Genomic DNA, 26,938 nt, shown 5'->3' with positions numbered 1-26,938 from the left:
AGCCCTACATCTAGTGGTTGGATGTCCCCCGCAGCCCACAAGTTGTGTTCCCCCGGGACTTCGCACCCTCCGGGATCACCTATGCTGGGGGCTGCTTCGAGGGGCCCGTGAGGCCCGCGAGGCCATGGAGACTGCCGTGAGGAGGGATGGATCATGCACTGCCCCTTCTGCAGGCACCCCGACAGCCGTGTCGTCGACAGCCGTACGACCGACGACGGCACGTCGATCCGCAGGCGCCGCCAGTGCCCTGACTGCTCCCGTCGTTTCACGACCGTGGAGACGTGCTCGCTCATGGTGGTCAAGCGGTCCGGGGTCACCGAGCCCTTCAGCCGCACCAAGGTCATCAACGGCGTGCGCAAGGCCTGCCAGGGGCGGCCCGTCACGGAGGACGCGCTCGCCCAGCTCGGTCAGCGGGTCGAGGAAGCCGTGCGGGCCACCGGGAGCGCCGAGCTGACCACCCACGACGTGGGGCTGGCCATACTCGGCCCGTTGCAGGAGCTGGACCTCGTCGCCTATCTGCGGTTCGCCTCCGTCTACCGGGCGTTCGACTCGCTCGACGACTTCGAGGCCGCGATCGCGGAACTCAGGCAGGCACGGCACCCCGACGCGGACGACGGCGACCGCGAGGAGACGGCAGGCGCTGTCGCGGGGGGCCGGGAGGACGACCGCGGGCGCGGAGGGACCGTCCAGGTCCCCGAGCCCGCCCACTCCGCCGACTGACCGCGGGCCGGAACCGGGACGCAGGCTCCGGACCGGGCCGGGCGGCGGCGGACGAGACCTGCTGCGGGCGTGACGAGTGGTGGTGCCCGCAGCACAAGACAGAACACCGTGTCACGGGAACAGCGTGGCATTTCAGGGCGTTTTCGCCCGTACAGGGAGGCGGCATGACAGAGACGGCGAGCGGTCCGGCACGGGGTTCCCGAGCCAAGGGCGCCAAGGCGACCAAGGGCCTGCGTATCGAGCGCATCCACACGACCCCCGGCGTGCACCCGTATGACGAGGTGGCCTGGGAGCGCCGTGACGTCGTCATGACCAACTGGCGCGACGGCTCGGTCAACTTCGAGCAGCGTGGCGTCGAGTTCCCCGACTTCTGGTCGGTGAACGCGGTCAACATCGTCACCAGCAAGTACTTCCGGGGTGCCGTCGGCACCCCGCAGCGCGAGGTCAGCCTCAAGCAGCTGATCGACCGCATCGTGAAGACCTACCGGAAGGCCGGCGAGGACCACAAGTACTTCACGTCGCCCGCCGACGCCGAGATCTTCGAGCACGAGCTGGCGTACGCCCTCCTGCACCAGATCTTCAGCTTCAACAGCCCCGTCTGGTTCAACGTCGGCACGCCGCAGCCCCAGCAGGTCTCGGCCTGCTTCATCCTGTCCGTCGACGACTCCATGGAGTCGATCCTCGACTGGTACAAGGAAGAGGGCATGATCTTCAAGGGCGGCTCCGGCGCCGGCCTGAACCTCTCCCGCATCCGCTCCTCCAAGGAGCTGCTCTCCTCCGGCGGCAACGCCTCCGGCCCGGTCTCCTTCATGCGCGGCGCCGACGCCTCCGCCGGCACCATCAAGTCCGGTGGTGCCACCCGCCGCGCCGCCAAGATGGTCGTCCTCGACGTGGATCACCCCGACATCGAGGACTTCATCGAGACCAAGGTCAAGGAGGAGGAGAAGATCCGCGTCCTGCGCGACGCGGGTTACGACATGGACCTGGGCGGCGACGACATCACGTCCGTCCAGTACCAGAACGCCAACAACTCCGTCCGCGTCAACGACGAGTTCATGAAGGCCGTCGAGCAGGGCGGCAAGTTCGGCCTGCGCGCGCGGATGACCGGTGACGTGATCGAGGAGGTCGACGCCAAGTCGCTCTTCCGCAAGATCGCCGAAGCCGCCTGGGCCTGCGCCGACCCGGGCATCCAGTACGACGACACCATCAACACCTGGCACACCTGCCCCGAGTCCGGCCGGATCACCGCGTCGAACCCGTGCAGCGAGTACATGCACCTGGACAACACGTCCTGCAACCTCGCCTCGCTGAACCTGATGAAGTTCCTGAAGGACGACGGCCGGGGCAGCCAGTCCTTCGAGGCCGACCGCTTCCAGAAGGTCGTCGAGCTGGTCATCACCGCGATGGACATCTCCATCTGCTTCGCGGACTTCCCGACCCAGAAGATCGGCGAGAACACGCGCGCGTTCCGCCAGCTCGGCATCGGCTACGCCAACCTCGGCGCCCTGCTGATGGCGACCGGCCACGCGTACGACTCGGACGGCGGCCGCTCGCTGGCCGGCGCCATCACCTCCCTGATGACGGGTACGGCCTACCGCCGCTCCTCCGAGCTGGCCGCGGTCGTCGGCCCCTACGACGGCTACGCCCGCAACGCCGACGCCCACAACCGCGTCATGAAGCAGCACTCCGACGCCAACCAGAAGGCCGTCGGCATCGACGACCTGGACAGCCCCGTCTGGGCCGCCGCCACCGAGGCCTGGCAGGACGTGCTGCACCTCGGCGAGAAGAACGGCTTCCGCAACTCCCAGGCGTCCGTGCTCGCCCCGACCGGCACCATCGGTCTGGCGATGTCCTGCGACACCACCGGTGTCGAGCCCGACCTCGCCCTGGTCAAGTTCAAGAAGCTGGTCGGCGGCGGCTCGATGCAGATCGTCAACGGCACCGTGCCGCAGGCCCTGCGCCGCCTGGGCTACCAGGAGGAGCAGATCGAGGCGATCGTCGCCCACATCGCCGAACACGGCAATGTGATCGACGCCCCCAGCCTCAAGCACGAGCACTACGAGGTGTTCGACTGCGCCATGGGCGAGCGCGCCATCTCCCCGATGGGCCACGTCCGCATGATGGCCGCGATCCAGCCGTGGATCTCCGGCGCCATCTCCAAGACGGTCAACATGCCGGAGACGGCGACCGTCGAGGAGGTCGAGGAGATCTACTTCGAGGCCTGGAAGCTCGGCGTCAAGGCGCTCGCGATCTACCGCGACAACTGCAAGGTCGGCCAGCCCCTCTCCGCGAAGACGAAGGACACCAAGGAGCAGGAGAAGGCCGAGATCACCGAGAGGGCCGAGGACACCATCCGCACCGCGGTCGAGAAGGTGGTCGAGTACCGCCCGGTCCGCAAGCGTCTCCCCAAGGGCCGTCCCGGCATCACGACGTCGTTCACGGTCGGTGGCGCCGAGGGCTACATGACCGCCAACTCCTACCCGGACGACGGTCTCGGCGAGGTCTTCCTGAAGATGTCCAAGCAGGGCTCGACGCTCGCCGGCATGATGGACGCCTTCTCCATCGCGGTCTCCGTCGGACTCCAGTACGGCGTGCCGCTGGAGACGTACGTCTCGAAGTTCACCAACATGCGCTTCGAGCCGGCCGGTATGACGGACGACCCGGACGTGCGGATGGCCCAGTCGATCGTCGACTACATCTTCCGCCGCCTGGCGCTCGACTTCCTGCCCTTCGAGACGCGCTCCGCGCTCGGCATCCACTCCGCCGAGGAGCGCCAGCGGCACCTCGAGACCGGTTCTTACGAGCCGTCCGAGGAGGACGTCGACGTCGAGGGTCTGGCCCAGTCGGCCCCGCGCGCCCAGGACCTGAAGGCCGTGGCCACGCCGAAGGCCGAGGTGGAGGCCGCCAAGCCGGCCCCGAAGCAGGCCCACACCAGCGCCGAGCTGGTGGAGATGCAGCTGGGCATCCACGCCGACGCCCCGCTGTGCTTCTCCTGCGGCACGAAGATGCAGCGCGCCGGTTCCTGCTACATCTGCGAGGGCTGCGGCTCGACCAGCGGTTGCAGCTGATACCGGGCGGCCCCGGGCGGTAGGGCCTGCCCGGGGTGAATGACCCGGCGAGAGCGGTGGAGCAGGTTTCGGGCTCCACCGCTCTCGGCGTTAGGTGGTGCGGGACCCGGAGCTGCGGACCTCCCGGAGACCTCGGCCGGGACGGAGTGAGCGGGTGGAGCCGGACCTCGGCTCCACCCGCTCACTCCGTGTCCCACCGGCGTTCAGGACCGGCGCAGTCGGCCCATGATCCTGGTGAAGGCCGCCGGGTCGTCCTCGTAGCCCTGCACGCCGTCGTGGAGCGACCAGCCGTCGACCGGGTCGCGCACGAACTCCGCGACCGTGGCCGCCGTCGCGCCGAGCACGCCGCCGAAGTCGTCCTCGGCCAGCACGGTGTAACCCTCGCGTATCCGGAAGGCCGGATTGCGCACGCTGACGAAGGTCCGTTCCCCGGGACGCTGCTGGATGACGACGCCGACCACCACGCGCGCGTACCGGGCATCCAGCCGGTCGAGTTCGAGTGTCATGACCTCGTCCCAGCCGAAGCCCCTGCCGTCCGTGCTGTCACGGTTGAGCGTGATGGTGCCGTCGGGGGAGCGGCTGTCGAAGTGCACCACGTAGGCGGGCTCGCCCCCCGGGGCGTCCGCGAGGTAGGTGCCGGCCACGATGTCCAGGTCGGTGGGTGGCTCACCCGCCGGACTCGGGTCCCACCTCAGCGCCATCTCGACCTTGCGGATCCCCTTGTTGAGGCCGTTCACCGATCTTCCCCTCCCCGTCCCCGTCTGCTGTCGCGCCGAACTGGCCGCTCTTCGGGGCCGGTTGTCCATCCTGCCACGCGCGTGCGGTAGCCCGCACGAGTGCCTGGTGCCCAGGAGTGACCGACGCCACCCCGTCGGCCGTACCATGGCGCGGTGCTGGTCAAGTGGATTCGCTGCACCGTGGTGGACCGTCGCGGGTTCGAGCGGGGGCAGCGAAAGTGGGCGGGGCTTCTGGGGGAGCCGGGATTTCGGGGACAGGGCGGGGGCTGGAGCAGGGCACGGCCCTCGGTCGCGCATGTCTTCGCCTTCTGGGAGAGCCGAGCCTTCTACGACTCCTTCATGGCGCGCTCCCACGACCGGCTCGCGACCGCCCAGGCGGGCACCTTCAAGGACGCCCAGGTCCGCCTGTTCGACTACCGCTTCGACGTGAAGACGGGCTTCGAGCCCCGCTTCACCGACTCCGACCTGGTCCGGGTGGCCCTGTGCCGGGTCCACGAGGAACGCGCCGAACACTTCACCCTGATGCAGGAGAAGGTGTGGAACCCGGCCATGGCGGGATCACCCGGCATGGTCCGCGGGCTGTTCGCGGAGGCGCCGGGACACGAGTTCCTCGTCCTGTCGATGTGGCGCTCGCAGGCCGAGCACGGCAAGTACCGCACCGAGCGAGTGGAACGGCTCGCCCTGCGTGCCCAGACGGAAGCGGACGTCTCGGCCATGACCGGCGACATCGTGGAGCTGGAGTCCACCTGGACGGTGTGAGATCCGGATTCCCCGACCGCGCGCACCGACGTACCTCCCGGGTGCGGGAATTCGTGTGACCTACGCCGTATGGAGGCCGTACGAGTGCTCGATCGGCCGCCACTCGATCTAGTGTTTTCGCATGGCAAGACCACGGCGCATCGTCCTTGTCCGGCACGGGGAGTCAACGGGCAATGTTGATGACACCGTCTACGAGCGTGAACCCGACCACGCGCTGGCCCTGACCGAGCGGGGCCGGCACCAGGCGGAGGAGACGGGCAGGAGACTGCGGGAGGTGTTCGGCGACGAGCAGGTCAGCGTGTACGTCTCGCCCTACCGACGCACCCATGAGACCCTCCGCGCCTTCCACCTCGACCCCGACCTCATACGCGTGCGGGAGGAACCCCGGCTGCGCGAGCAGGACTGGGGGAACTGGCAGGACCGCGACGACGTCCGCCTCCAGAAGGCCTACCGCGACGCCTACGGGCACTTCTTCTACCGCTTCGCCCAGGGCGAGAGCGGGGCGGACGTGTACGACCGGGTCGGCGGCTTCCTGGAGAGCCTGTTCCGCAGTTTCGAGGCCCCCGACCACCCGCCGAACGTGCTGATCGTGACGCACGGCCTGGCCATGCGACTGTTCTGCATGCGCTGGTTCCACTGGACGGTCGCCGAATTCGAGTCGCTGTCGAATCCCGGGAACGCCGAGATGCGGATGCTCGTTCTCGGGGACGACGGCAAGTACTCCCTCGACCGGCCGTTCGACCGGTGGCGAGTTCCGGAGCCGTACGGGATCACTGGAGAGTGGCAGAGCGATGACCGTTGACTCCTCCCCCGAGGGACGCCTGGGGCGCGCCCTGGCAGCGCTGCGCGGACTCGCGGTGGGGGACGCGCTGGGCTCACAGTTCTTCGTGCCGGCCAATTACCCGCTGCTGAAGCACCGCGAACTGCCGCCGGGACCCTGGCAGTGGACGGACGACACCGAGATGGCCTGCTCCGTCGTCGCCGTCCTGGCCGCCCACCAGCGCATCGACCAGGACGCCCTGGCCCACTCCTTCGCCGCGCACCACGACTTCGACCGCGGCTACGGCCCCGCGGTCAACCGGCTGCTGAGACTGGTCCGGGAAGGCGGCGACTGGCGCGAACTCGCAGCCGCCCTGTTCAACGGCCAGGGCTCCTGGGGCAACGGCGCCGCCATGCGGATCGCCCCCCTGGGCGCCTGGTACGCCGACGATCCCGAGCAGGCCACCCACCAGGCCGAGATCTCCGCCTACCCCACGCACCAGCACCGGGAGGCCGTGGTCGGCGCCATGGCCGTCGCCGCGGCCGCCGCGCTGGCCGGTGCGCCGGGAGGTCCGCCCGGCGCCGACGCCCTCCTGGAGGGCGTCATCGGCCTCATCCCCAGGAGCGCCGTGACGGCAGGGCTGCGCCGTGCCCGGGACATGCTCGACTACGACGACGCCGGCACCGTCGCGGCGGTGCTGGGCTGCGGCCGGCGTACGACGGCCCACGACACCGTGCCGTTCGCGCTCTGGTCCGCCGCCCGCTCCCTCGGCGACTACGAGGAGGCCTTCTGGACCACCGCTCAGGCCGGCGGGGACGTGGACACGACCTGCGCCATCGTCGGCGGCGTCATCGCCTCCGGAAAGGCCGGGGCACCTCCCGCCACCTGGGCGGAGCAGGCGGAGGCCCTGCCGGGGTGGGTCCCCTCCGCGTCCTGAGCGCTACCGCCCGTACCACCGAGTGTTCTCTGCCCTCACCCACCACCCGCCCAGGTGAACTCTTCGTGTTCGACGGGAACTCTGCGTGACCGCTCGCGCGTTGTCCGGGTATTCGCCCTGCGATCGGTGAGCCCGCGATCGGTGAGCCCGGGAGCGGGGAGGCTGTCGAGCGGCTGGACGGAGGCGGGGTGGGCGTGAGGTTCGTGATGTGGGCGGTCGTGACGCTGTCCGTCGTTGCGTACGGGGTGCTCGGCGGGCGGGGGCGCATCGACCGGGGCGGGGCGAGGGGCCGGGCGAGCGGCCGCGGACGCGCGCCCACGAGGTGCGTCGACGCCGGTCCGCGGCCTGCCCGGGGGTCCTCGCGGTCAGCCGACCATGGGGCCCGCCGTGCCCGACAGTGCCTCCAGGTCGCTCTTGCGGACCCGGATGACCAGTGCGGAGATCACCACGGCGAGCGCGGCCATGGCGGCGGCCGGTACGAAGGCTGCCGAGATCCCGTGGGCGAGTACCTCGTGTCCCCATGGAGCGGGCAACTGCCCGGACGCCGCGAACTCGGCCTTCTGCTCCGCCGATCCCTCGGCCAAGAACTTCGGCAGCTGCTTCTCCGCCTCGGCGGTGCCGGCCGAGCCGAAGACGGTGGTCAGAAGGGCCAGTCCGATCGAACCACCCACCTGCTGCGTGGCGTTGAGCAGGCCGGACGCGGCGCCCGCCTCGTGCTGGCTGACGCCGGCCACGGCGGTCACCGTGGCTGTCACGAAGTTCAGGCCCATCCCGAAGCCGAAGACCACCATCGGTCCGAGCACCCCGCCGAGGTAGGAGCTGTCGGGGCTGATGAAGGTCTGCCAGACGAGTCCGACCACCACGAGCGAGGAGCCGGTGAGCATGAACGGCTTGGGGCCGAGGACCGGCAGGAACCGCTGCGACAGACCCGCGCCGAAGGCGATCGCGACCGTGACGGGAAGGAAGGCGAGGCCTGCCCTGATCGGGCTGTAGCCGAGCACGTTCTGCACGAACAGGACGATGTAGAAGAACATGCCGAACATGGCCGCAGCGAGACTCAGCATGATCACGTAGGTGCCGGAGCGATTGCGGTCGGCGAACATCCTCAGAGGGGTGATCGGCTCCTTGGCGCGCATCTCCGTGAACACGAAGGCGATCAGCAGCACCAGGGCCACCCCGAAGGCGGCGAGGGTCAGTCGGTCCCGCCAGCCGTTCTCGGCGGCCCGGATGAAGCCGTAGACCAGGGACGCCATTCCCACCGTGGAGGTGAGGGCGCCCGCGATGTCGAAGCGCCCGGGGTGCCGTTCGGACTCCCCGATGTACACCGGAGTGAGGACGGCGATGAGGACGCCGATGGGCACGTTGACGAACAGCACCCAGCGCCAGTCGAGCCACTCGGTGAGCATGCCGCCCGCGAGCAGGCCGATGGCTCCGCCGCCCGCGGACACCGCGGCGAAGACTCCGAAGGCCCGGTTCCGTTCCGGGCCCTCGGGGAAGGTGGTGGTGATGAGTGCCAGCGAGGTCGGCGAGGCGATGGCGCCTCCGACTCCCTGGAGGGCGCGTGCCGCCAGCAACTGCCAGGGTTCCTGGGCCAGACCGCCGAGCAGCGAGGCGAAGGTGAACAGCAGGATGCCGGCCATGAAGACCCGGCGTCGGCCGAGGATGTCACCGGCGCGGGCGCCGAGCAGCAGCAGACCGCCGAAGGTGAGGGTGTAGGCGCTGACCACCCAGGTGAGGTCGGTGGTGCTGAATGCGAGCGCGTCTTGAATGTGCGGGAGTGCGATGTTCACAATCGTCGCGTCGAGTACCACCATGAGCTGGCACGCCGCGATGACGGTGAGCGCGAGGCCGGGATGCCCCTCCCGGCGGGGCGCTCCCGGTTTCTGGGCCTGAATCAATGGAGAGGTTGTCGCCATGGGTCCCCCACAAGTGCCTTAGTGAACGCTGGCGTTCACTGTCGCGCCAACCGTAGTGAGTCCTCGGTAGTGAACGCAAGCGTTCACTTGTGATGTCTCCCGTCGGCATGCCCCGCACCGCGCCGCCCGGGGCGCCGCCACCTCCTCCCCGAACCGCTCTCCGTTCTCTCCCCCTGCGAACGGACCCCGCTCCCCGTATTGCCCCTGCCCGCTCACTCTGCTCGCTGGAGACATACAGATGGTTACTTCGCGCTGGACGGCCGCTCCCGCTCGGGCGGCCTCCTCCCGTCGGCGCGGCGTCGTGCTCGAACGCGCGATCCTCGACGCCGCCCTGGACCAACTGGGCACGGTCGGGTGGAACGGCCTCACGATGGAAGGAGTGGCGGCCGGCGCCCAGACCGGCAAGGCGGCCGTGTACCGCCGTTGGCCGTCCAAGGAGGACCTCGTCGCCGACGCCCTGCGTGCCGGGCTGCCGAGACTGGATGCGGTGCCCGATCTGGGGAGCGTGCGCGAGGACCTGCTGGCCCTGACGCGCCGGGCGCGCGACGCCATGTACTCCCGGCCGGGTTTCGCGCTGCGCTCGATCATTCACGAGTGTGATCCGAATCAGGCGGAGCGCTTCCACGCCCTGATCCTCGAGGGGGTCGTCGAACCGACCGTTCAGCTTCTGCGTGAGGTCATCAGGCGCGGGATCGAAAGAGGCGAGGTGCGTTCCGACGCGGCGAACGGCTATGTACTGGACGCCGTTCCGGCCATGATGATGTACCGCTCCAAGATGTGCGGCAGCGAATGGGGCGACCGGGAGATCGAGGAGATGATCGACCAGTTCATGCTGCCGCTGCTGCGGCCGGACGCGGGCTGAACGAGCTGCCTGCCAGGGCCTGTCCGGCGGGTCACGTCGGAGGAGACCGGCGGCGCCTTGCGGCCGGGGCGAGCGGGGTCCGGTGCGTCCGGTTGCAAGATCGGGGAGGGCGTGCCGGGCCCCGCGTCTGCGCCATGATTCGCCGGACAGGCGCCAGTCCTTCGGTGATCGCGCGCGGGGTCCTGCGGACCGGGGTGTCGCGAGGGGATCCGGGCGGCGTAGGCTAAGGCCGCCATGCCGTACGAACCACCCACTCACACCGTCGAGCGCTCCCTCCGCGCCACGACCGGAGCCAAGATCGTCGCCGGTGTCGACGAAGTGGGGCGCGGTGCGTGGGCCGGTCCCGTCACCGTCTGCGCGGCGGTCACCGGACTGCGCCGGCCCCCCGTCGGCCTCACCGACTCCAAGCTCCTGTCCGTCAAGCGTCGCAACGAGCTTGCCGTGGAACTGAAGAAGTGGGTGACCTCGTACGCCCTCGGGCACGCCTCCCCAAAGGAGATCGACGACCTGGGGATGACCGCCGCTCTGCGGCTCGCCGCGGTGCGTGCACTGGACGCCCTGCCGGTGCGCCCCGAGGCGGTGATCCTCGACGGCAAGCACGACTACCTCGGCGACCCCTGGAGGGTCCGTACGGTGATCAAAGGCGATCAGTCGTGCGTGGCCGTCGCGGCGGCCTCGGTGCTCGCCAAGGTGCAGCGCGACAAAATGATGGCCGAACTGGGTATCGACCATGCAGACTTCGGTTTTGCGGACAACGCCGGGTATCCGTCGCCCGTCCACAAGGCCGCACTGGAGGAGCGGGGCCCCACCCCGTACCACCGGTTGTCGTGGGCGTATCTTGATGCGCTGCCCCAGTGGCGGCACCTCAAGAAGGCCCGCAGCTGGGCGAACGGAAGCGCGCCGGAGATCGAGGGCCAGCTCGGCTTCGACTTCTGACCATTCCGCTCGCACTGATGTGCCACCCGCTGGCGCGAGCCGCACCACCGTTTGATAGACATCAGCCCATGCCTCTCATTCCCGAGGAGCCTCAGATTCACGAGAGTGCCCAGGGTCCCCGCGCCACTCCGGCCAGTGGCCGCACCGCGCCGACCCCTCGACCCGTACCCGGTCCCCGTCCCGCGGCTCCGTCGCGTCCCGGTCGGCCTGGTCCTGTCCGGCCCACGCCGCCCGTGCAGCGCACGTCGCGCGATGCGGCCGCCGTGCCCGGGCCTTCGGCCCCGGCCACCCCTGCCGCTTCCCCTTCCGTACCCGCTTCGGCGACTCCCCAGATCCAGCTGATCCCGGCTTCGGCCGCGGGGGCGCTGGACGCCGCCGAGGAGGCCGTCGATCTGCTGCTCGAGTCGGGCCGCGCCCCGGGTGAGGTGCTGGTGGTCACCACCGGCGAACAGCACCCGTGGGCCGCCCACGAACTGTCCTTCGGTGAGGCGTCCTACTGGGCGCAGCACGACTCGGGCGACGACGTCTTCTACGCCGATGCCTCCGCTCTGGACCGGGCGGCGGTGCGACCCGTGGTCGTCGTCGCGGTCAACGGAGGTCCCGCTGCCGTCGCCGCCCTTCCGGCGGCTCGCGCCCGGGCCGGTGCCCTGCTGATCGTCTGCGGTGACCCGCAGCAGATCAACTCGGTGCTCGGCGCGGGCATCTGAGCCCGCTCCCGGTCGTCTCCCGGTCGTCCGGGAGAGCACCCGGGGCGGGGGGAGGCGCCGCCCGCGGCACCTTCGCGACGGTCTTCGGACGTGCGGACCCGTAAGTCCGGGCGCGCCCCCTCGGCGTGCGCGTGGCCGCGGCCTCGCACGGGCTCCGGCCTCGCACGGCGGACGAACCGGGATGCGGCGTCGTTCGGGGGCGTCATGATGCGTCGCGCGCGACATCGTGATGTGCCGTGCCGACGCGTGACACTCGGTGCCGACGCGTGATGCGCGGTGCCGGCGTCCGGTGTCGTGCGGTACGACGCGGCACCGCGCAGTCGGTTCTTCGGGACCGCTGTCCGGTGAAGGCGGATCGTTTCTGCCGACTCGGCGGGGAAGTCGGCAGCCCTCAGCGCGCGGCCGCGCGGCGCAGCACCTCCGAGGCTGCGCCGCCGGTCCGCGGCAACGGCGGCGGCGCCTCGGACAGCGCGAAGGGCTCCGGCGGTGAGCCGGCGTGGGGACGACGGCCTCCGCGGCCCTCGCCGAGGACCTGCCAGCCGTCCTGGGTCAGCGTGATGTACGCCCCGCAGCGCAGCCCGTGCAAGGTGCAGGCGTCACGCAGACCCCACATCCAGGCACCGTCCTCCTCCGTCCAGCGTGCGTCGCCCTCGCGGCAGTAGAGCAGCACGGCGGTGCGCACCGGCGTGCGGCGCCGCAGATCGTGCGGGATGACCCGGCGCAGCTGGGCGAGCAGCGCGTTGCGGAACATCCAGCCGTCGGCCTGCGCCTGGCGCCGTGTGAACGAGGCGCTGGCCAGAAGCCGTTCGTCCGGATCGAGCACGGCCACGATCGCGGTGGCCGGCTTCGGCAGATGACGCGCGTGCAGGCCGCTGACGACCTCCCGCGGGTTGCGCAGCAGCGGAATGCCGGCCGAAGCCCACTCCGCGGGTTCGAGCAAGCGGTTGGCGGAAGCGGCGGACGTGGACGTCGACAGCGATGCCGACGACGGAGCGAATCCGAGGGTCACGAGCCTCCCTTCGGCTACGGCCCACACCTGCGGGCGGGTCGGATTCGGGGGCACGCACACCGCAGCAGAGCCCTGCCGGACCACGGGCGAGCCGTGCGGGGAGCGGAACTCAATTCTTCCTGTCGAACTTGGATGCGGCAACGAGCAATTGGGGCCACCGACCCTTATGTGGCGGAGAGTGTCTTATATCCTTACCCCATGAACGCAGGGTGACGCGTGTGCCGGCCGTACACCGCTCGTTCATCTGCCCCAGGGGTGGCGTTTCCCGACCGGTGCGCGGGGCCTCCCCCGCCGACGCGCAGGCGGTGTCGGCCGGCGCACGCGGTGTCGCCCTCGGTTCCTGGCGGTTCCGGCCGCACGGGTGCGCCACGTTCGCTCACGCAGAGTGAGGTGGCCGATTGTCAGTGCCATCGGGTTGCATGGGGGCATGGACAACCTGGAGCTCCGCACCGAAGCAGACGCCATCCTCGCCGAGCTGGTGGGAGTGCCGGGGGCGCGGCTGCGGGAGGACCAGTGGCAGGCGGTGGCGGCCCTCGTCGAGGAGCGCCGGAGGGCCCTGGTGGTGCAGCGCACCGGCTGGGGCAAGTCGGCGGTCTACTTCGTCGCCACCGCGCTGCTGCGCCGACGCGGTTCCGGGCCGACGGTGATCGTCTCACCGCTGCTGGCGCTGATGCGCAACCAGGTCGAGGCCGCGGAACGGGCGGGCATCCAGGCGCGCACCATCAACTCCGCGAATCCGGAGGAGTGGGCCGCGATCTACCAGGAGGTCGAGCGCGGCGAGACCGACGTTCTCCTCGTCAGTCCGGAACGCCTCAACTCCGTTGACTTCCGGGACCAGGTGCTCCCCAAGCTGGCGGCCACGACCGGTCTGCTGGTGGTCGACGAAGCGCACTGCATCTCCGACTGGGGCCACGACTTCCGTCCCGACTACCGCCGACTGCGGGCCATGCTCGGCGACCTCGCCCCCGGCGTGCCGGTCCTCGCCACCACCGCGACCGCCAACGCGCGCGTCACGGCCGACGTGGCCGAACAACTCGGTACCGGCGCCGGCGAGGCCCTGGTGCTGCGCGGCTCGCTGGAGAGGGAAAGCCTCCGGCTCGGAGTCGTCCGGCTGCCGGACGCCGCGCACCGCCTGGCCTGGCTCGCCGAGCACCTGGACGAACTGCCGGGCTCCGGGATCATCTACGCGCTGACCGTCGCCGCGGCCGAGGAGGCCACGGCCTTCCTGCGGCAGCGCGGCTACACGGTGGACTCGTACACGGGCCGCACGGAGAACGCCGACCGGCTCCAGGCCGAGACCGACCTCCAGGAGAACAGGGTCAAGGCACTCGTGGCCACCTCCGCGCTGGGCATGGGATTCGACAAGCCGGATCTGGGATTCGTCGTCCACCTCGGCTCGCCCTCCTCGCCGATCGCCTACTACCAGCAGGTGGGCCGCGCGGGCCGAGGCGTGGAGCACGCCGAGGTGCTGTTGCTGCCCGGCAAGGAGGACGAAGCCATCTGGCGCTACTTCGCCGACACCGCCTTCCCGCCCGAGGCACAGGTGCGCCAGACCCTCTCGGCCCTCGCCGACGCGGGACGGCCGCTGTCCGTGCCCGCCCTGGAGGCGGTGGTGGACCTGCGGCGCACCCGGCTGGAGACGATGCTGAAGGTCCTCGACGTGGACGGGGCCGTCAAGCGGGTCAAGGGCGGCTGGGAGGGCACGGGGCAGCCCTGGACGTACGACACCGAGCGGTACTCCTGGGTGGCCCGGCAGCGGGCCGCCGAGCAGCAGGCCATGCGTGACTACGTGAGCACGACCGCATGCCGGATGGAGTTCCTGCGCCGGCAACTGGACGACGAGGGCGCGGCCCCGTGCGGCCGTTGCGACAACTGCGCCGGTGCCTGGATCGCTTCCTCGGTCTCGGCAGAGGCCCTCACCGGGGCGACGAAGGAACTGGACCGCCCGGGGGTGGAGGTCGAGCCGCGCCGCATGTGGCCGACCGGCATGACCGCCCTCGGCATCGACCTCAAGGGACGCATTCCCGTTCGCGAGCAGTGCTCCACCGGGCGCGCCCTGGGGCGCCTCTCGGACATCGGCTGGGGCAACCGCCTGCGACCCCTGCTGGCCGAGAACGCCCCTGACGGAGCCGTCCCCGACGAAGTCCTGAAAGCCGCGGTGGCCGTCCTCGCCGACTGGGCGCGCTCCCCGGGCGGCTGGGCGGCCGACGCCCCCGACGCCTCCGCCCGGCCGGTGGGCGTCGTCGCGGTCCCGTCCCTGGCCCGCCCGCAGCTGGTCGGCTCCCTCGCCCAGGGCATCGCGGCCATCGGCCGCCTCCCCTTCCTGGGCACCCTGACCTACACCGGCCAGGGCGGTGCCCACGCGGTCCGCCGCAGCAACTCCGCTCAGCGCCTCAGGGCGCTCTCGGAGGCCTTCACGGTCTCCGATGAGCTGGCCGCCGCCCTGGCGGCCGCTCCAGGTCCCGTGTTGCTCGTGGACGACTACACCGACTCCGGCTGGACCCTCGCGGTCGCCGCCCGCCTCCTTCGCCGGGCAGGCAGCGAGGCGGTTCTTCCGCTGGTCCTCGCCGCGACGGGCTGAGCACCCCCTGCGAACGGCTTCGGCCCGGCCGGAGGGGAGTTGCGAACGGCTTCGGTCCGGCCGGAGGGGAGTTCGGCGTGCAGTCGGGCCTCGCGCCGATGACGTGTCCCTGTCCAGACTTATCCACAGGATCAACCGGAATTCCGCAGTCCGCGAGATCGTCGACGCATGACGAACCACAGCGAAACCACTGGATCCTCCGGAAACGGCGACATCATCGGACGCGGGGGACGTACCGGTCCCGGACCGCACGAGGGCCGGGCCGCGTACGACCACGAGACCGCCTGCGGCCGTGCGGCCTCGTACGACCACGGGACCGAGACCGCGTACGACCGTGAAGCCGCCTACGAAGGTCACGTCCCGTACGACGGGCGCCCCGCCCACGACGGAGGCCCCACCTCTCACCAGGTCACCCTGCGCACCCCGGCCGAGTTGGCCGACGCCCTGCCCTACCTGCTCGGGTACCGGCCCGAGGACAGCATCGTTCTCGTCGCCCTCCACGACCGGGGCGGCCGGGGCAGGTTCGGCGGCCGGGCCCGCCTCGGCATCCCGGCCCACCCGGAGGACTGGCCCGCGGTGGCCCGGCAACTGGCACAGGGGCTCGTGACCGGCAGCGAACGCAGGGGAGTCCGCCCCGCACAGATCGTCGCCTACCTCTGCCAGGAACCGGCGAAGGGCGAGACGGGCGGTCGGGTCAGGGAGCGCCTCCAGCCGCTCGCGCACGCGCTCCGCGTCGAATGCGGTCGGCTCGACATCCCGGTGATCGAGGCGCTGTGCATCTCTGACGGCCGCTTCTGGTCGTACTGCTGCTCCGGCGAGGGCTGCTGCCCGGTCGAGGGGGTGCCGATGGGCCTGCCGGGCACATCTGTGCTGGCCGCGGCGGCCACCTATGCCGGCATCCAGGTCCGCGGCACGCTGAGGGAGTTGAGGGCCCGGCTGCTTCCGCTGGAAACGGGTGTCGCCGTGGAGCAGGAGTCGGCCCTCGACACGGTGGGCATGGACCTGCTTCCCCGGATGCTCCACGACACGAGCCGCGCGGCCGTCGAGGAGGAGACCATCGCACTGGCCGCACGCGTGATTCGCAGGTTCTCCGAGGCGCCCTCGGTGACAGGCGCTCTTCCCGCGGACCGCCGGGACGACGAGCTCGTGGTTTCCGACGAAGCCGCTGCCCTCATTCTGGGCCTCCAGGACCGGGTGACCCGTGACCGCGCCGCCGAGTGGATGGAGGGCGACGAAGCGGCCCCCGCCCTGCGGCTCTGGCGAGCGCTGGCCCGCCGCTGCGTCGGCCCCTACGGCGAGCACGCGGCGGCCCCGCTCACCCTCGCCGGCTGGGTCGCCTGGTCCAGCGGTGACGAACTCGAGGCCCGGGAAGCCCTCGCCATGGCCCTGGGCGCGGACCCGAGCTACCTCTTCGCCCGCCTCCTGCACCATGCCTGCAACGAGGGTCTGGACCCCGAATCGGTCCGACGCTGCCTGCGCGCCGAGCGCGAGGTGCGCGAGCAGCAGGCCGGAGGAGGAACCGACCGTCGGGGGAAGGCCGGAGCCGGAAGTGGGACCGCGGCCCGAACCGGGGCCGTATCCGGGACTCGTGGTCACGACCGGACCGCTGCTCAAGTCCAGGGAGGGACGCAGCCCCGAGCAGGCGCGCAGGCCGCCCAGATCGCCGTCAACAGCCACGAAGGCGGTGCTGGCCGGACCGACGGCCGGGGCGAAGCCCAGCCCGGTGCGGCATCGGATGCCGACAGTGCGACCGGTTCCGCTCCGGGACCGGAGCGGCCCCCCTCACCGAGTGCCGACCGTCGCCGACGCCGTGCGCGTTCCGCCGGTGTCGCCGGCTCCCCGGCACGGACGACGGCGAGGGCGGCCCAGGAACGGGGAGCGAGGACCCTCGGCGCCCGTGCGGCCGGCTCGACGCGCCCCGCCGCTCCCGGCCGGGTCGACGCGCGCTCGCGCACCCGTCGTACCTCCGGCGAGGCCGCCGCACGGCGCAGGAGCGGCTGCGTCGACGGCGACGAGAGCAACGGGCAGGGGTGAGCCGGTACCCACCCGGAGCATGGAGGCGGGAGGTGGCCGGCCGTTCGTCGTACCGGACCGGCCGGGAGGCCGCTCACAGCCGGACAACAGTGGGAGCGGCCGACCGTCCGCCGCGTCGGCGCCATTCGGTGGGCCGGCGCCCGCGCGGGCGTGACCTGGTGGAGTCCGGCTCCGTTCCCCCTGTGCGGGGGCACAGCCCGCCCGGGTTGTGCCGCTGCGCCCTGCCGGAGACGGCCGTCGACCACGCCAGAGGCGTCCAGAGAGCAGAGGAAGTCACCTCATGCATCAGCCGACTCCGCCCTCAGCCACCGACGAGCGCCGCCCGGTGCTCCCGCCGCCTGGTCCGGCACCTCGGTCCCCGCGACGGGAGACGCCACCGGCTCAGGGGGCGACCCCGCCGCGCCCCGCCGATCTGCCCCCCGTCCACACGGCGATGATCTGTGTCTCCCTGCCCGGTCTGGCCATCTCCACCGGTGAGGGACAGCTGACCGGGCGCGGACTGGAGGGGTTCTACCGGGCGGGCCGCCGCGTCCTGTCCCGCTGCCAGGTGCGGGTCGCCGGACGCGAACCGCTCGTCGTCCAGGCACGGATGACATCGGCCGACCGGGCTCGTTTCGTCGGAACCCTGCGGGCCACGCCCCATGGGGGACCGGACCCGGACGTCGTCGTCGAGCGAACCCGTTCCGCGGACGGCGTCGAGCGGATCACGTTGCGCAGCGCCGCCACCCGCCCACTGCGTCTGCCGGTGGAGGTGGCCCTCGGCACGGACCTGGCCGACCTTGGCGCCGTCGCGGCCGGCGCCGCCGGGCCCGAGCTGCCCGCCAGCGTGCACGACTCCGGCCTGCGCTGGGCCGGCCCCACCGGGAACGCCTGCGTCACGGCCCACCCACCACCCACCGACGCGCTCGCCTCCGCGGGGCTCCTGCGCTGGGAGTTCGACGTGCCTGCCGGAGGCAGCGTGACCGTCGAGCTGAGAGTCCGCCTGGAAGGTGCGGGGCCGATGCGGGCCGTGAGCCGGGCTGCGACGAGCCCCCTGGCCGCCGCGCGGGCGACCGGCGACGACCCCCGGGTCCGTCGGTTCCTGGACACGAGCATCCAGGACCTGGAGGCCCTCCTCGTGCGGGACCCCGTACACCCCACGGACGCCCAGCTCGCCGCAGGAGCACCGTGGCGCTGCGGGCCGGCCCCCGCCGAGGCCCTGGCCGCGGCCCGTATGACCCTGCCTCTCGGCACGCGGCTCGCCGCCGGCACACTGCGCGCCCTCGCCCGCACCCAGGTCAGGGGCAAGGGGCCACGCACGGGCATGATCCCTGGACCGCGGCGTGACGCGGGCGCACACCTGCCCCCGGCCTGCACGGGGACGGAGGCGACGCTGCTCTTCCCCGTGCTCCTGGCGGAGGCCCGCCGGTGGGGGCTGCCCGATCGGGAGACGGAGGAACTGCTGCCGACGGCCGAGCGCTGTCTGGCCTGGCTGCGGGCCGCGGCGGGGGATGGCGCGTACCTGCGCGATCCCCAGCCCGGCGGGCCCGTCCGATGCGAGACGCAGGCCCAGGCCCACCGCGCGGCACTGCTCGGCGCCGACCTGCTCGACGCCCTGGGCAGACCGGGCGGCAACGGACTGCGGGAATGGGCGCAGGCCCTGCGGACCGCGTTCCGCGAGGACTTCTGGGTCGACGATCCGGCAGGCGGCCGCCCCGCCGCCGCCCGGACCCCGGACGGTCGCCCGGTCACCCATCTGGGGGCGACCGCCGTCCACCTCCTGGACACCGGCCTGCTGGGCTGCGGGGAGTACGCCCCGGGACTGCTCGACAAGGTGCGGACCGAACAGCTCGCCCGGCTCCTCGGCAGCCCGGGCATGGACTCCGGCTGGGGGCTGCGCGGACTCGGCGTGAGAGAGGCGGGTCACAACCCCTTCGGTCATCGCGGCGGGGCCGTACGGGTCCACGAGACGGCGATCGGAGTCTCGGGGCTGGCGGCGGCGGGACACGAGAAGGAAGCGGGGGCCCTGCTGCGGGGCGTACTGGCGGCGGCCGAGGCCTTCGGCCACAGGCTCCCCGAGATGTACGGCGGGGAGCAGCGAACGGAGGGGAGTGCTCCGCTGCCCCACCCGGCCGCCTGCCGCCCCGCCGCCACTGCGGCCGCCGCCGGGGTCCTCCTCCTGACCACGGTGGCGGGCATCCGGCCCGACGTCCCGGCCGGGACCGTGACCCTGCGCCCGCTGCGCGGTGCACCCCTGGGCGAGGTCGGTCTGACAGGTCTGCGGGTCTCCGGTGCCGCCTTCTCCGTACGGGTCAGCCGACTCGGGCTGGCCATGGTCGAGGAGGCGGCCGACGGGCTGCAATTGGGCGCGTGACCTGGCGGGACGCGGGATGGCCGACAGCCCCGGGTGCGTGGAGACGGCCGCGTGGGACCGCGGTGCATCAGCCGTCGCTGCGGCGGACGAAGGGCGTGTTTATCGTCAGGAAGACGACTATGATCGCCCCATGCCCTACGACCCGTCAGCATTTCCGCCCTTCGCCGTCACTGTGGACCTGGTCGTGCTGACCGTGCGCCGCCACGCCCTGTGCGCGCTGGCGGTGCGCAGGGGGGAGCCGCCGTTCCAGGGGTGGTGGGCCCTTCCGGGCGGCTTCGTGCGGGACGACGAGGACCTTTCCCAGGCCGCGGCACGCGAACTGGCCGAGGAGACCGGACTGCGCGCCCACGGTCCCGCCGCCCCCGACCAGGACAACGGCGCTCACCTGGAACAGCTCGCCACCTACGGCGATCCCGGGCGCGACCCCCGGATGCGTGTGGTCAGCGTCGCCCACCTCGCCCTCGCCCCCGACCTGCCGGCACCGCGCGCCGGCGGCGACGCGAGCAACGCGCGCTGGGCCCCGGTCGAGGAGCTGCTGCAGCAGGGTGGCTACGGCCGTGACGGCGAACCGGTGGCGCCCCTCGCCTTCGATCACGCGCAGATCCTTGCCGACGGGGTCGAGCGGGCCCGCTCCAAGATCGAGTACTCGTCACTGGCGACTGCTTTCTGCCCCACCGAGTTCACCGTGGGCGAGCTGCGCCGTGTGTACGAAGCGGTGTGGGGGGTGGCGCTGGACCCGCGCAACTTCCACCGCAAGGTGACGGGCACACCTGGCTTCCTGGTCCCCACGGGCGGCACCACCACCCGCCAGGGTGGCCGCCCCGCGCAGCTCTTCCGCGCCGGCGGCGCGACCCTGCTCAACCCGCCGATGCTGCGCCCCGAGGTGTGATCCCGGCGCACGTACCAGGATGTGCGTGACAGGGCCGCGACAGCCGCGGGACGTGCCGACCGGGCTGTGACCGCTCCGGGGTGCCGACCGCCCGCTCGGTGTTCACTTCGCGCCTCCCGCGCATCAGGCGTCCGTGTCGATCGCCCTTTCGGACAGGGTGGTTGGCGCCCCGCGACGATCAGGATTCCGCAGCCAGTCGCGCTGCCCCGCAAAACAGGACATAGAGCGCTATCTTGCTACGGGTGATCCAGGCCTTCGGACTGACGAGCAATCCCCGCAAGGGCCTCCCGCCCGCGCTCGACGACGTTTCCTTCGAGGCGCGCTCGGGACACGTGACCGTGCTGCTCGGAGCGCCGGGCGCGGGTAAGACCACGGCGCTGAGACTCATGCTCGAACTCCAACAGGGCCGTGGTCTGACCTACTTCAGAGGCCGCCCCCTGCACCGCATCGCCCACCCGTCCCGGGAGGTCGGTGTCCTCCTGGGGGATGTGCCGGGGCATCCGGCCCGCACCGTCCGGGGCCATCTGCGCATGTTGTGCGCGGCCGCCGGTGTCCCGGTCCGACGGGCCGACGAAGTCCTCGAAGCGGTCGGCCTGGTCAGCCTGCGCGATGAGCGCCTGGGCACCCTCTCCCGCGGCATGGACCGCCGGCTCGGCCTCGCCTGCGCCCTCCTCGCCGATCCGCACACCCTCGTGCTCGACCACCCGGCCGACGGGCTCTCCGAGCGCGAAAGCCGCTGGCTGCACGATCTGCTGCGTGCGCACGCTGCCCAGGGTGGCACCGTGCTCTCGACCACGGCCGACCCCAAGGAGGCCGCCCGCACGGCCGACCGGGTCGTCACCCTGGACCAGGGCAGGCTCGTCGCCGACCAGGAGGCCGCACGCTTCGCCCGCACCCGACTGCGGCCCCGCGTCGCCGTCCGCAGCCCGCACGCCGCGCGCCTGGCGGCTGTGCTCGCCAAAGAGGCCCGTACCGCTCGCCGCTCCGTCGAGGTCGTGCAGGAGGACGGCAACCGCCTCTCCGTGTACGGCAGTACCTGTGCCGACATCGGGGAGGCCGCGTTCCGGCACCGCATCCTCGTCCATCAACTCGCTGACGAGGTAGGCGACATGGGTCCCGGGGCCGACGGCGGCAACGCGGACTCGACACACGCCGGGCGGGAAACCGGCGGCCAGGACGGCGAACCCGGCCCGACCCGCGCCCGCGACGACCGCCCGTCCGGCGACGCACCCCACGAGGAACAGCCCACCGCAGCCGCCGACGGCCCCTCCCCGGAACCGGCCCGCCCGACCCCGAACCGGCCCCCCGACTCCACCGGAGCCGGACCCCGGCCGACCTCCATCGCGCCGGGGCCGGCCGCCACAGACACGACGCCGGTGCCGGTCAAGGGGGCGGTCGCGCCAGGAGGTGCGGGATCGGGATGGGGCGCCGCGGAGCCGGCGGCGATGCCGGTCGGGGAATCGGTCGGGGAATCGGTTGCGTCGGGAGGCGTCGGACCGGGACCGGCCCCCGCGGCCGGGACGACGCCCGCCGCGCAGCCGACTCCGCCGGAAGGCGTCCCCGACGACTCCACGGCCGTCCCCGCTCGACCCGCCCGCGCCTCGGCCAGTGGCCCCTCGGATCCCTCTCGGACTCTCGAGGGCTCCCTGCCCGCTCTGCCACCCCCCATCGCCGTCCGTTCCGCCCCCAGCCCGCTGCGCCCGCTCCGCTACGAACTGCGCCGTGCCGCAGGTATCAGCACCGGCTTCCTCACCGGTGCCGTCGTCCTGCTCGTCTCCGTCCTCACCTCGCTCGTCCTGGCCCGTGTCGGGCACACCTCGCAGGCGCGACTGCTGGCCGCCTGGCCCGTGCAGCTGCCGCTGCCCCCGGCGGCGCTCGGTGCGGGCCTGCTCGGCGCGCTCGCCTTCGGAGACGAGTTCCGCCACCCCGCCCTGGCGGCGGATCGCGGGAGCGTGCCGCGCAGGCTGGGCCTGCTCACCGCCAAGCTCCTCGTCTCCGCCCTCACCGCGCTGATGCTCGCCTTCCTCACCGCGGGCTGTGACGCCGAAGCGCTCTATCTCGTCCACGGACGGGAGTTCACGCAGGTTCCCGCCGACTGGCTCCGGTTGAGCGCGAGTTGGCTCGCGCTCACGGTCGGCTGCGCCTGGGCCGGCGTCCTGGCCGCGGGCGTCTTCCGGTCCACCACTGCCGGACTCGCGGCGGTGGTCGCCGTACCGGTGGCCGTCGTGCCGCTCGTACAGAAGGCCGTGGAGAGCGCATCCGTGCGCACTGCCGCCGGATTCTCGGTGCGGCTGCGCGAGGTGCTCCTTTCGCAGTGGCCCTTCGGCGGGGACCGCTATGTGGCGGCTGTGCTGCGCGTGGTCGCTCAACCCGTGGGTGGAGCACTGGTGTTTTCGCTGAGCGGTCTGCTCTGCGCGTATCTGCTCACAACCATGCGCAGTCGTGCCCGATGACGATCGCCCGTTCCCGCCTGGGAACGGATTGTGCACAACTCCCCGCAGGACGCCCATTTCTTTCCGATAAGGCGTCAATTGCGACGGTGTGAGCGATCACCCTTTCGTGTGCTTTTCACCAAAGACCTCAAGGGAGTTGGAGGCGACGCCGACAAAGGATCCGTGAGTACCCTTGCGCACACCATGATGACCGCCGCCCGCTCCACCGACTCAGGTCTGGCCGGCCCGGGCGAACACGACCGCTATCCCTTCGGGGAGGGCCCCGCCGCCGACCGCGTCGGCACCCCTGTCTGGGAGGGTGCGGATCCCGAGCTGGGCCGTGTGGGCCGGCGTGGCGCGGGCAGCCGCGGACGCGGGCTGCACGGCCAACTCGTCCAGCAGCTCGGCCAGATGATCGTTTCCGGTGACCTGGGGGCGGACCGTCCCCTCGTGCCGGAGGAGATCGGCCAGCGCTTCGAGGTCTCCCGCACCGTCGTCCGCGAGTCGCTCCGGGTCCTGGAGGCCAAGGGACTCGTCAGCGCCCGGCCGAACGTCGGCACGCGCGTGCGTCCCGTGAGCGACTGGAATCTTCTCGACCCGGACATCATCGAGTGGCGGGCCTTCGGTCCGCAGCGAGACAACCAGCGGCGCGAGCTGAGTGAGCTGCGCTGGACGATCGAGCCGCTCGCCGCCCGTCTCGCGGCCGGGCACGGGCGCGAGGACGTCCAGCAGCGCCTGTCGGACATGGTCGAGATCATGGGGCACGCCATGGGGCAGGGGGATGCGCTCACCTATTCCCGGGCCGACGCCGAGTTCCACTCGCTGCTCATCCAGGTCGCGGGCAACCGCATGCTGGAGCACCTTTCCGGCATCGTGTCCTCCGCGCTTCAGGTCTCCGGCGGTCCGGTCACGGGATGTGACCGGCCGACCGAGGCTTCGCTGGGCCACCACGGCAGGATCGCCGACGCCCTCGCCGCGGGTGACGGCGCCGGCGCCGAAGCAGCCATGCGGCAGTTGCTCACCGTCCACCCCGAGGTGGAGCGGGTCGTCCCGGCGCCCCGCGAGCACTGACCGCACAACACGGTCGGCGCGGCCGGACGTCCCACTCTCCTCCCCCCCTCCTGTGTCGTGCCCCGCCCGCCCTTCCTCCTCCTGCGTCGCGCCTCCGCCTCCCCGCCCTCCCGTCGGACCCCGCAGGACCCGCCTCGGGTCTGCGGGGTCCGACCGCGCGTCGAGGCCGATTGACTCGCAACAGTGTGGGTAGACACTGCGGGTGACCTTATCTGCCCGCGTCTGACCGTCTTTGAGCGCTTACGGGGTGTGACTCGGGCCACGAAGATTGGGCGTAACGCTCATGGAAGCAACGCGATGACCTAAGAGGTGACTGCCGCGGAAGGAATACGGACGCCATAGAAGGCGCTGTGCAACTTCCCGGCCCCCGCCCGCACCGTCGGCCCACCCCCAAGGCCGGTGGTCGGCTCCTGTCCGTCGTGGACGGGGCCGGAAGCCGTTTTCCAACGTTCCGAGAGGTTGTTCGTGTCGGCCAGCACATCCCGTACGCTCCCGCCGGAGATCGCCGAGTCCGTCTCTGTCATGGCGCTCATTGAGCGGGGAAAGGCTGAGGGGCAGATCGCCGGCGACGATGTGCGTCGGGCCTTCGAAGCTGACCAGATTCCGGCCACTCAGTGGAAGAACGTACTGCGCAGCCTCAACCAGATCCTCGAGGAAGAGGGTGTGACGCTGATGGTCAGTGCCGCGGAGCCCAAGCGCACCCGAAAGAGCGTCGCAGCGAAGAGTCCGGCCAAGCGCACCGCCACCAAGACGGTCGCGGCGAAGACGGTGACCACCAGGAAGGCCACCGCCACTTCTCCCACCGCTCCGGCCGCCCCCGCTGTGGAAGACCCCACAGACGAAGCCGCCACCGAGAAGAAGGCGGCTGCCAAGAAGACCGCCGTCAAGAAGGCGACCGCGAAGAAGGCGGCCCCCGCCAAGAAGACGGCGGCGAAGAAGACCGCCGGCAAGAAGGACGACGCCGAGCTGGTCGAGGACGAGGTCCTCGAGGAGACCCCCAAGGCGGGCGACGAGCCCGAGGGCACCGAGAGCGCCGGATTCGTCCTCTCCGACGAGGACGAGGACGACGCGCCGGCCCAGCAGGTCGCCGCTGCCGGCGCCACCGCCGACCCGGTCAAGGACTACCTCAAGCAGATCGGCAAGGTCCCGCTGCTCAACGCCGAGCAGGAGGTCGAGCTCGCCAAGCGCATCGAGGCCGGTCTGTTCGCCGAGGACAAGCTGGCCAACGCCGACAAGCTCGCCCCCAAGCTCAAGCGCGAGCTGGAGATCATCGCCGAGGACGGCCGCCGCGCCAAGAACCACCTCCTAGAGGCGAACCTCCGTCTGGTGGTCTCCCTCGCCAAGCGCTACACCGGCCGCGGCATGCTCTTCCTGGACCTCATCCAGGAGGGCAACCTCGGTCTGATCCGCGCGGTCGAGAAGTTCGACTACACCAAGGGCTACAAGTTCTCCACGTACGCCACCTGGTGGATCCGTCAGGCGATCACCCGCGCCATGGCCGACCAGGCCCGCACCATCCGCATCCCGGTGCACATGGTCGAGGTCATCAACAAGCTCGCGCGCGTGCAGCGCCAGATGCTCCAGGACCTGGGTCGCGAGCCCACCCCGGAGGAGCTGGCCAAGGAACTCGACATGACCCCGGAGAAGGTCATCGAGGTCCAGAAGTACGGCCGCGAGCCCATCTCGCTGCACACCCCGCTGGGCGAGGACGGCGACAGCGAGTTCGGTGACCTCATCGAGGACTCCGAGGCCGTCGTCCCGGCCGATGCGGTCAGCTTCACGCTCCTCCAGGAGCAGTTGCACTCCGTCCTCGACACCCTGTCCGAGCGCGAGGCGGGCGTGGTCTCCATGCGCTTCGGTCTCACCGACGGCCAGCCGAAGACCCTCGACGAGATCGGCAAGGTGTACGGCGTGACGCGCGAGCGCATCCGCCAGATCGAATCCAAGACGATGTCGAAGCTGCGCCACCCGTCGCGTTCCCAGGTGCTGCGCGACTACCTCGACTGAGTCGGCTCCGTACGACGCCGAAGGCCCGGTCCCCCCGTGGGGGGCCGGGCCTTCGCCTTGCGCCCGGGTGCGCGGCGACAGGAGCTGGATCACTCTGAGTGTCCCTTGGTCACTCGAGAGTGAGGAGCGCGCATGCGTCGTCCCTTTGTCCGGGTACTGACCCGGCCGTTGGTCCTGGCGGTCGCGGTCATGGTCATACCGCTGGTCTCCGCCGCTCCTGCGGCCTCCGACGGTGTCGTGGTGGGCGGTTTCCCGGTCGATGTGTCGGACAGTCCCTGGACCGTCGCCCTGTCCAGCCGTGACCGGTTCGGAGGTATGCGGTCCGGGCAGTTCTGCGGGGGAGTGGCCGTCGGCCCGACCACGGTGCTCACCGCGGCCCACTGCATGGGGGAGGAAGCCCTGGGGGTCCCCCCGGACCGGGCGCACGACCTGAAGGTCGTCGCGGGGCGCACGGACCTCTACTCGGACGCGGGCCGGGAGATCGCCGTGAACGAGATCTGGGTGAACCCGGCCTACGACACCTACAGCAACTCGGGCGACTTCGCCGTGCTCAAGCTGGCCGAGCCGCTGCCGCAGACTTCGGTCATCGCGATGACCGGCGTCGGCGATCCGGCGTACGAGCCGGGGACCGAGGCCATGGTGTACGGCTGGGGGGACACCACGGGGAGCGGTTCCTACGCCCACAGTCTGCGGGCCGCTCGCGTGCATGTGCTGCGGGACAGTGTCTGCGCGAACGCGTACCCCGGGCCGGCCGACGGCGCGTACCAGGCGCGGACGATGGTGTGCGCGGGGGAGGCCCAGGGGGGCCGCGACTCGTGTCAGGGGGACAGCGGCGGGCCGCTGGTCGCACAGGGCCGGCTGATCGGTCTCGTGTCCTGGGGAGACGGATGCGGGCGGGCCGGAAGTCCTGGCGTCTACACGCGGGTGTCCGACATCGTCAGCACACTGCGCTGGGAGGCCGCGCTGCCGGGTGCCGCGCGGGCGCCACGCGCGGGCTGAAGCGGGACGACGAACGAGTGCGGGCGGGCCCCCCCCGGGCGCCCGGGGGGGCCCCCCCCCCCCCCCCGGGGCGGGGTGGGGGGGGGGGGGCCCCCCCAAAGTGAGCCCGCGTATTTTGAGGCGGGGCCGGCGGGGACGGGCCGCCGCGCCGCCAGGTTATA

General features: G+C 71.6%; 19 protein-coding genes. 16 read left to right on the top strand and 3 right to left on the bottom strand.

The window, feature by feature from the left end; translation table 11 throughout:
* Nucleotides 1-153 precede the first annotated feature (153 nt).
* Nucleotides 154-720, top strand: a complete 567-nt coding sequence (gene nrdR / locus ACIP5W_RS23415; RefSeq protein WP_401476771.1) for a transcriptional regulator NrdR — start codon at nucleotides 154-156, stop codon at nucleotides 718-720.
* 164 nt (nucleotides 721-884) lie between these two features.
* Nucleotides 885-3,788 (top strand): vitamin B12-dependent ribonucleotide reductase, encoded by a 2,904-nt coding sequence (locus tag ACIP5W_RS23410; RefSeq protein ID WP_401476768.1) that lies wholly within the window; start codon nucleotides 885-887, stop codon nucleotides 3,786-3,788.
* Nucleotides 3,789-3,991: 203 nt separating this feature from the next.
* Here the strand turns inward: ACIP5W_RS23410 and ACIP5W_RS23405 are convergent, their stop codons facing one another.
* Nucleotides 3,992-4,525 carry a TerD family protein gene (locus tag ACIP5W_RS23405; protein WP_401476765.1) on the bottom strand — a complete coding sequence of 178 codons (534 nt, stop codon included), beginning with the start codon at nucleotides 4,523-4,525 and terminating at the stop codon, nucleotides 3,992-3,994.
* Nucleotides 4,526-4,678: 153 nt separating this feature from the next.
* Here ACIP5W_RS23405 and ACIP5W_RS23400 point away from each other — a divergent pair, with 153 nt between their 5' ends.
* From ACIP5W_RS23400 to ACIP5W_RS23390, 3 genes are all read left to right on the top strand, one after another.
* Complete coding sequence (locus ACIP5W_RS23400) at nucleotides 4,679-5,284, top strand: YdbC family protein (RefSeq protein WP_401476762.1); 606 nt, start codon at nucleotides 4,679-4,681, stop codon at nucleotides 5,282-5,284.
* A 121-nt stretch (nucleotides 5,285-5,405) separates the two neighbouring features.
* The gene (locus ACIP5W_RS23395) at nucleotides 5,406-6,086 is read left to right on the top strand and encodes a histidine phosphatase family protein (protein ID WP_401476759.1); all 681 of its coding nucleotides are present in this window, start codon (nucleotides 5,406-5,408) and stop codon (nucleotides 6,084-6,086) included.
* Entirely contained in the window at nucleotides 6,076-6,981 is a 906-nt protein-coding gene (locus ACIP5W_RS23390) for an ADP-ribosylglycohydrolase family protein (RefSeq protein WP_401476756.1), read from the top strand. The genes ACIP5W_RS23395 and ACIP5W_RS23390 overlap by 11 nt, the downstream gene beginning before the upstream one ends.
* 365 nt (nucleotides 6,982-7,346) lie before the next feature.
* Here ACIP5W_RS23390 and ACIP5W_RS23385 read toward each other — a convergent pair whose 3' ends face one another.
* The gene (locus ACIP5W_RS23385) at nucleotides 7,347-8,897 is read right to left on the bottom strand and encodes an MFS transporter (protein ID WP_401476753.1); all 1,551 of its coding nucleotides are present in this window, start codon (nucleotides 8,895-8,897) and stop codon (nucleotides 7,347-7,349) included.
* Between the two features lie 238 nt (nucleotides 8,898-9,135).
* Between ACIP5W_RS23385 and ACIP5W_RS23380 the strand changes: the two genes are divergently transcribed.
* The 3 genes from ACIP5W_RS23380 (at nucleotide 9,136) to ACIP5W_RS23370 (ending at nucleotide 11,402) form a co-directional block, all read left to right on the top strand.
* On the top strand, nucleotides 9,136-9,759 hold the full coding sequence (locus ACIP5W_RS23380; protein ID WP_401476750.1) for a TetR/AcrR family transcriptional regulator: 624 nt from the start codon (nucleotides 9,136-9,138) through the stop codon (nucleotides 9,757-9,759).
* A gap of 234 nt (nucleotides 9,760-9,993) precedes the next feature.
* The gene (locus ACIP5W_RS23375) at nucleotides 9,994-10,695 is read left to right on the top strand and encodes a ribonuclease HII (protein WP_401476747.1); all 702 of its coding nucleotides are present in this window, start codon (nucleotides 9,994-9,996) and stop codon (nucleotides 10,693-10,695) included.
* A gap of 68 nt (nucleotides 10,696-10,763) precedes the next feature.
* Nucleotides 10,764-11,402, top strand: coding sequence for a hypothetical protein (locus ACIP5W_RS23370; RefSeq protein WP_401476744.1), 639 nt, complete (start codon nucleotides 10,764-10,766; stop codon nucleotides 11,400-11,402).
* Nucleotides 11,403-11,793: 391 nt separating this feature from the next.
* Here ACIP5W_RS23370 and ACIP5W_RS23365 read toward each other — a convergent pair whose 3' ends face one another.
* Complete coding sequence (locus tag ACIP5W_RS23365) at nucleotides 11,794-12,411, bottom strand: hypothetical protein (protein ID WP_401476741.1); 618 nt, start codon at nucleotides 12,409-12,411, stop codon at nucleotides 11,794-11,796.
* Between the two features lie 427 nt (nucleotides 12,412-12,838).
* Between ACIP5W_RS23365 and ACIP5W_RS23360 the strand changes: the two genes are divergently transcribed.
* From ACIP5W_RS23360 to ACIP5W_RS23325, 8 genes are all read left to right on the top strand, one after another.
* Complete coding sequence (locus tag ACIP5W_RS23360; RefSeq protein WP_401476738.1) at nucleotides 12,839-14,992, top strand: RecQ family ATP-dependent DNA helicase; 2,154 nt, start codon at nucleotides 12,839-12,841, stop codon at nucleotides 14,990-14,992.
* Between the two features lie 168 nt (nucleotides 14,993-15,160).
* Nucleotides 15,161-17,026, top strand: coding sequence for a DUF4192 family protein (locus ACIP5W_RS23355; protein WP_401476735.1), 1,866 nt, complete (start codon nucleotides 15,161-15,163; stop codon nucleotides 17,024-17,026).
* Between the two features lie 433 nt (nucleotides 17,027-17,459).
* The gene (locus tag ACIP5W_RS23350; RefSeq protein WP_401476732.1) at nucleotides 17,460-19,379 is read left to right on the top strand and encodes a glycogen debranching N-terminal domain-containing protein; all 1,920 of its coding nucleotides are present in this window, start codon (nucleotides 17,460-17,462) and stop codon (nucleotides 19,377-19,379) included.
* A 130-nt stretch (nucleotides 19,380-19,509) separates the two neighbouring features.
* Nucleotides 19,510-20,268: an NUDIX hydrolase gene (locus ACIP5W_RS23345; protein ID WP_366061212.1), complete on the top strand. Its 759-nt coding sequence runs from the start codon at nucleotides 19,510-19,512 to the stop codon at nucleotides 20,266-20,268.
* A gap of 242 nt (nucleotides 20,269-20,510) precedes the next feature.
* A complete protein-coding gene (locus ACIP5W_RS23340) occupies nucleotides 20,511-22,721 on the top strand; it encodes an ATP-binding cassette domain-containing protein (RefSeq protein ID WP_401476728.1) in 2,211 nt (736 codons plus the stop codon).
* 162 nt (nucleotides 22,722-22,883) lie between these two features.
* A complete protein-coding gene (locus ACIP5W_RS23335) occupies nucleotides 22,884-23,771 on the top strand; it encodes a FadR/GntR family transcriptional regulator (RefSeq protein ID WP_401476725.1) in 888 nt (295 codons plus the stop codon).
* A gap of 465 nt (nucleotides 23,772-24,236) precedes the next feature.
* Nucleotides 24,237-25,778, top strand: a complete 1,542-nt coding sequence (locus tag ACIP5W_RS23330; RefSeq protein ID WP_401476722.1) for an RNA polymerase sigma factor — start codon at nucleotides 24,237-24,239, stop codon at nucleotides 25,776-25,778.
* 132 nt (nucleotides 25,779-25,910) lie between these two features.
* The gene (locus tag ACIP5W_RS23325; RefSeq protein ID WP_401476719.1) at nucleotides 25,911-26,777 is read left to right on the top strand and encodes a S1 family peptidase; all 867 of its coding nucleotides are present in this window, start codon (nucleotides 25,911-25,913) and stop codon (nucleotides 26,775-26,777) included.
* Nucleotides 26,778-26,938 lie beyond the last annotated feature (161 nt).

Source organism: Streptomyces sp. NPDC088766 (genome assembly GCF_044750845.1).
Lineage (GTDB): Bacteria > Actinomycetota > Actinomycetes > Streptomycetales > Streptomycetaceae > Streptomyces.
Note: the sequence above shows the minus strand (reverse complement) of the source record. Positions and strands in the feature narration are given on the sequence as shown.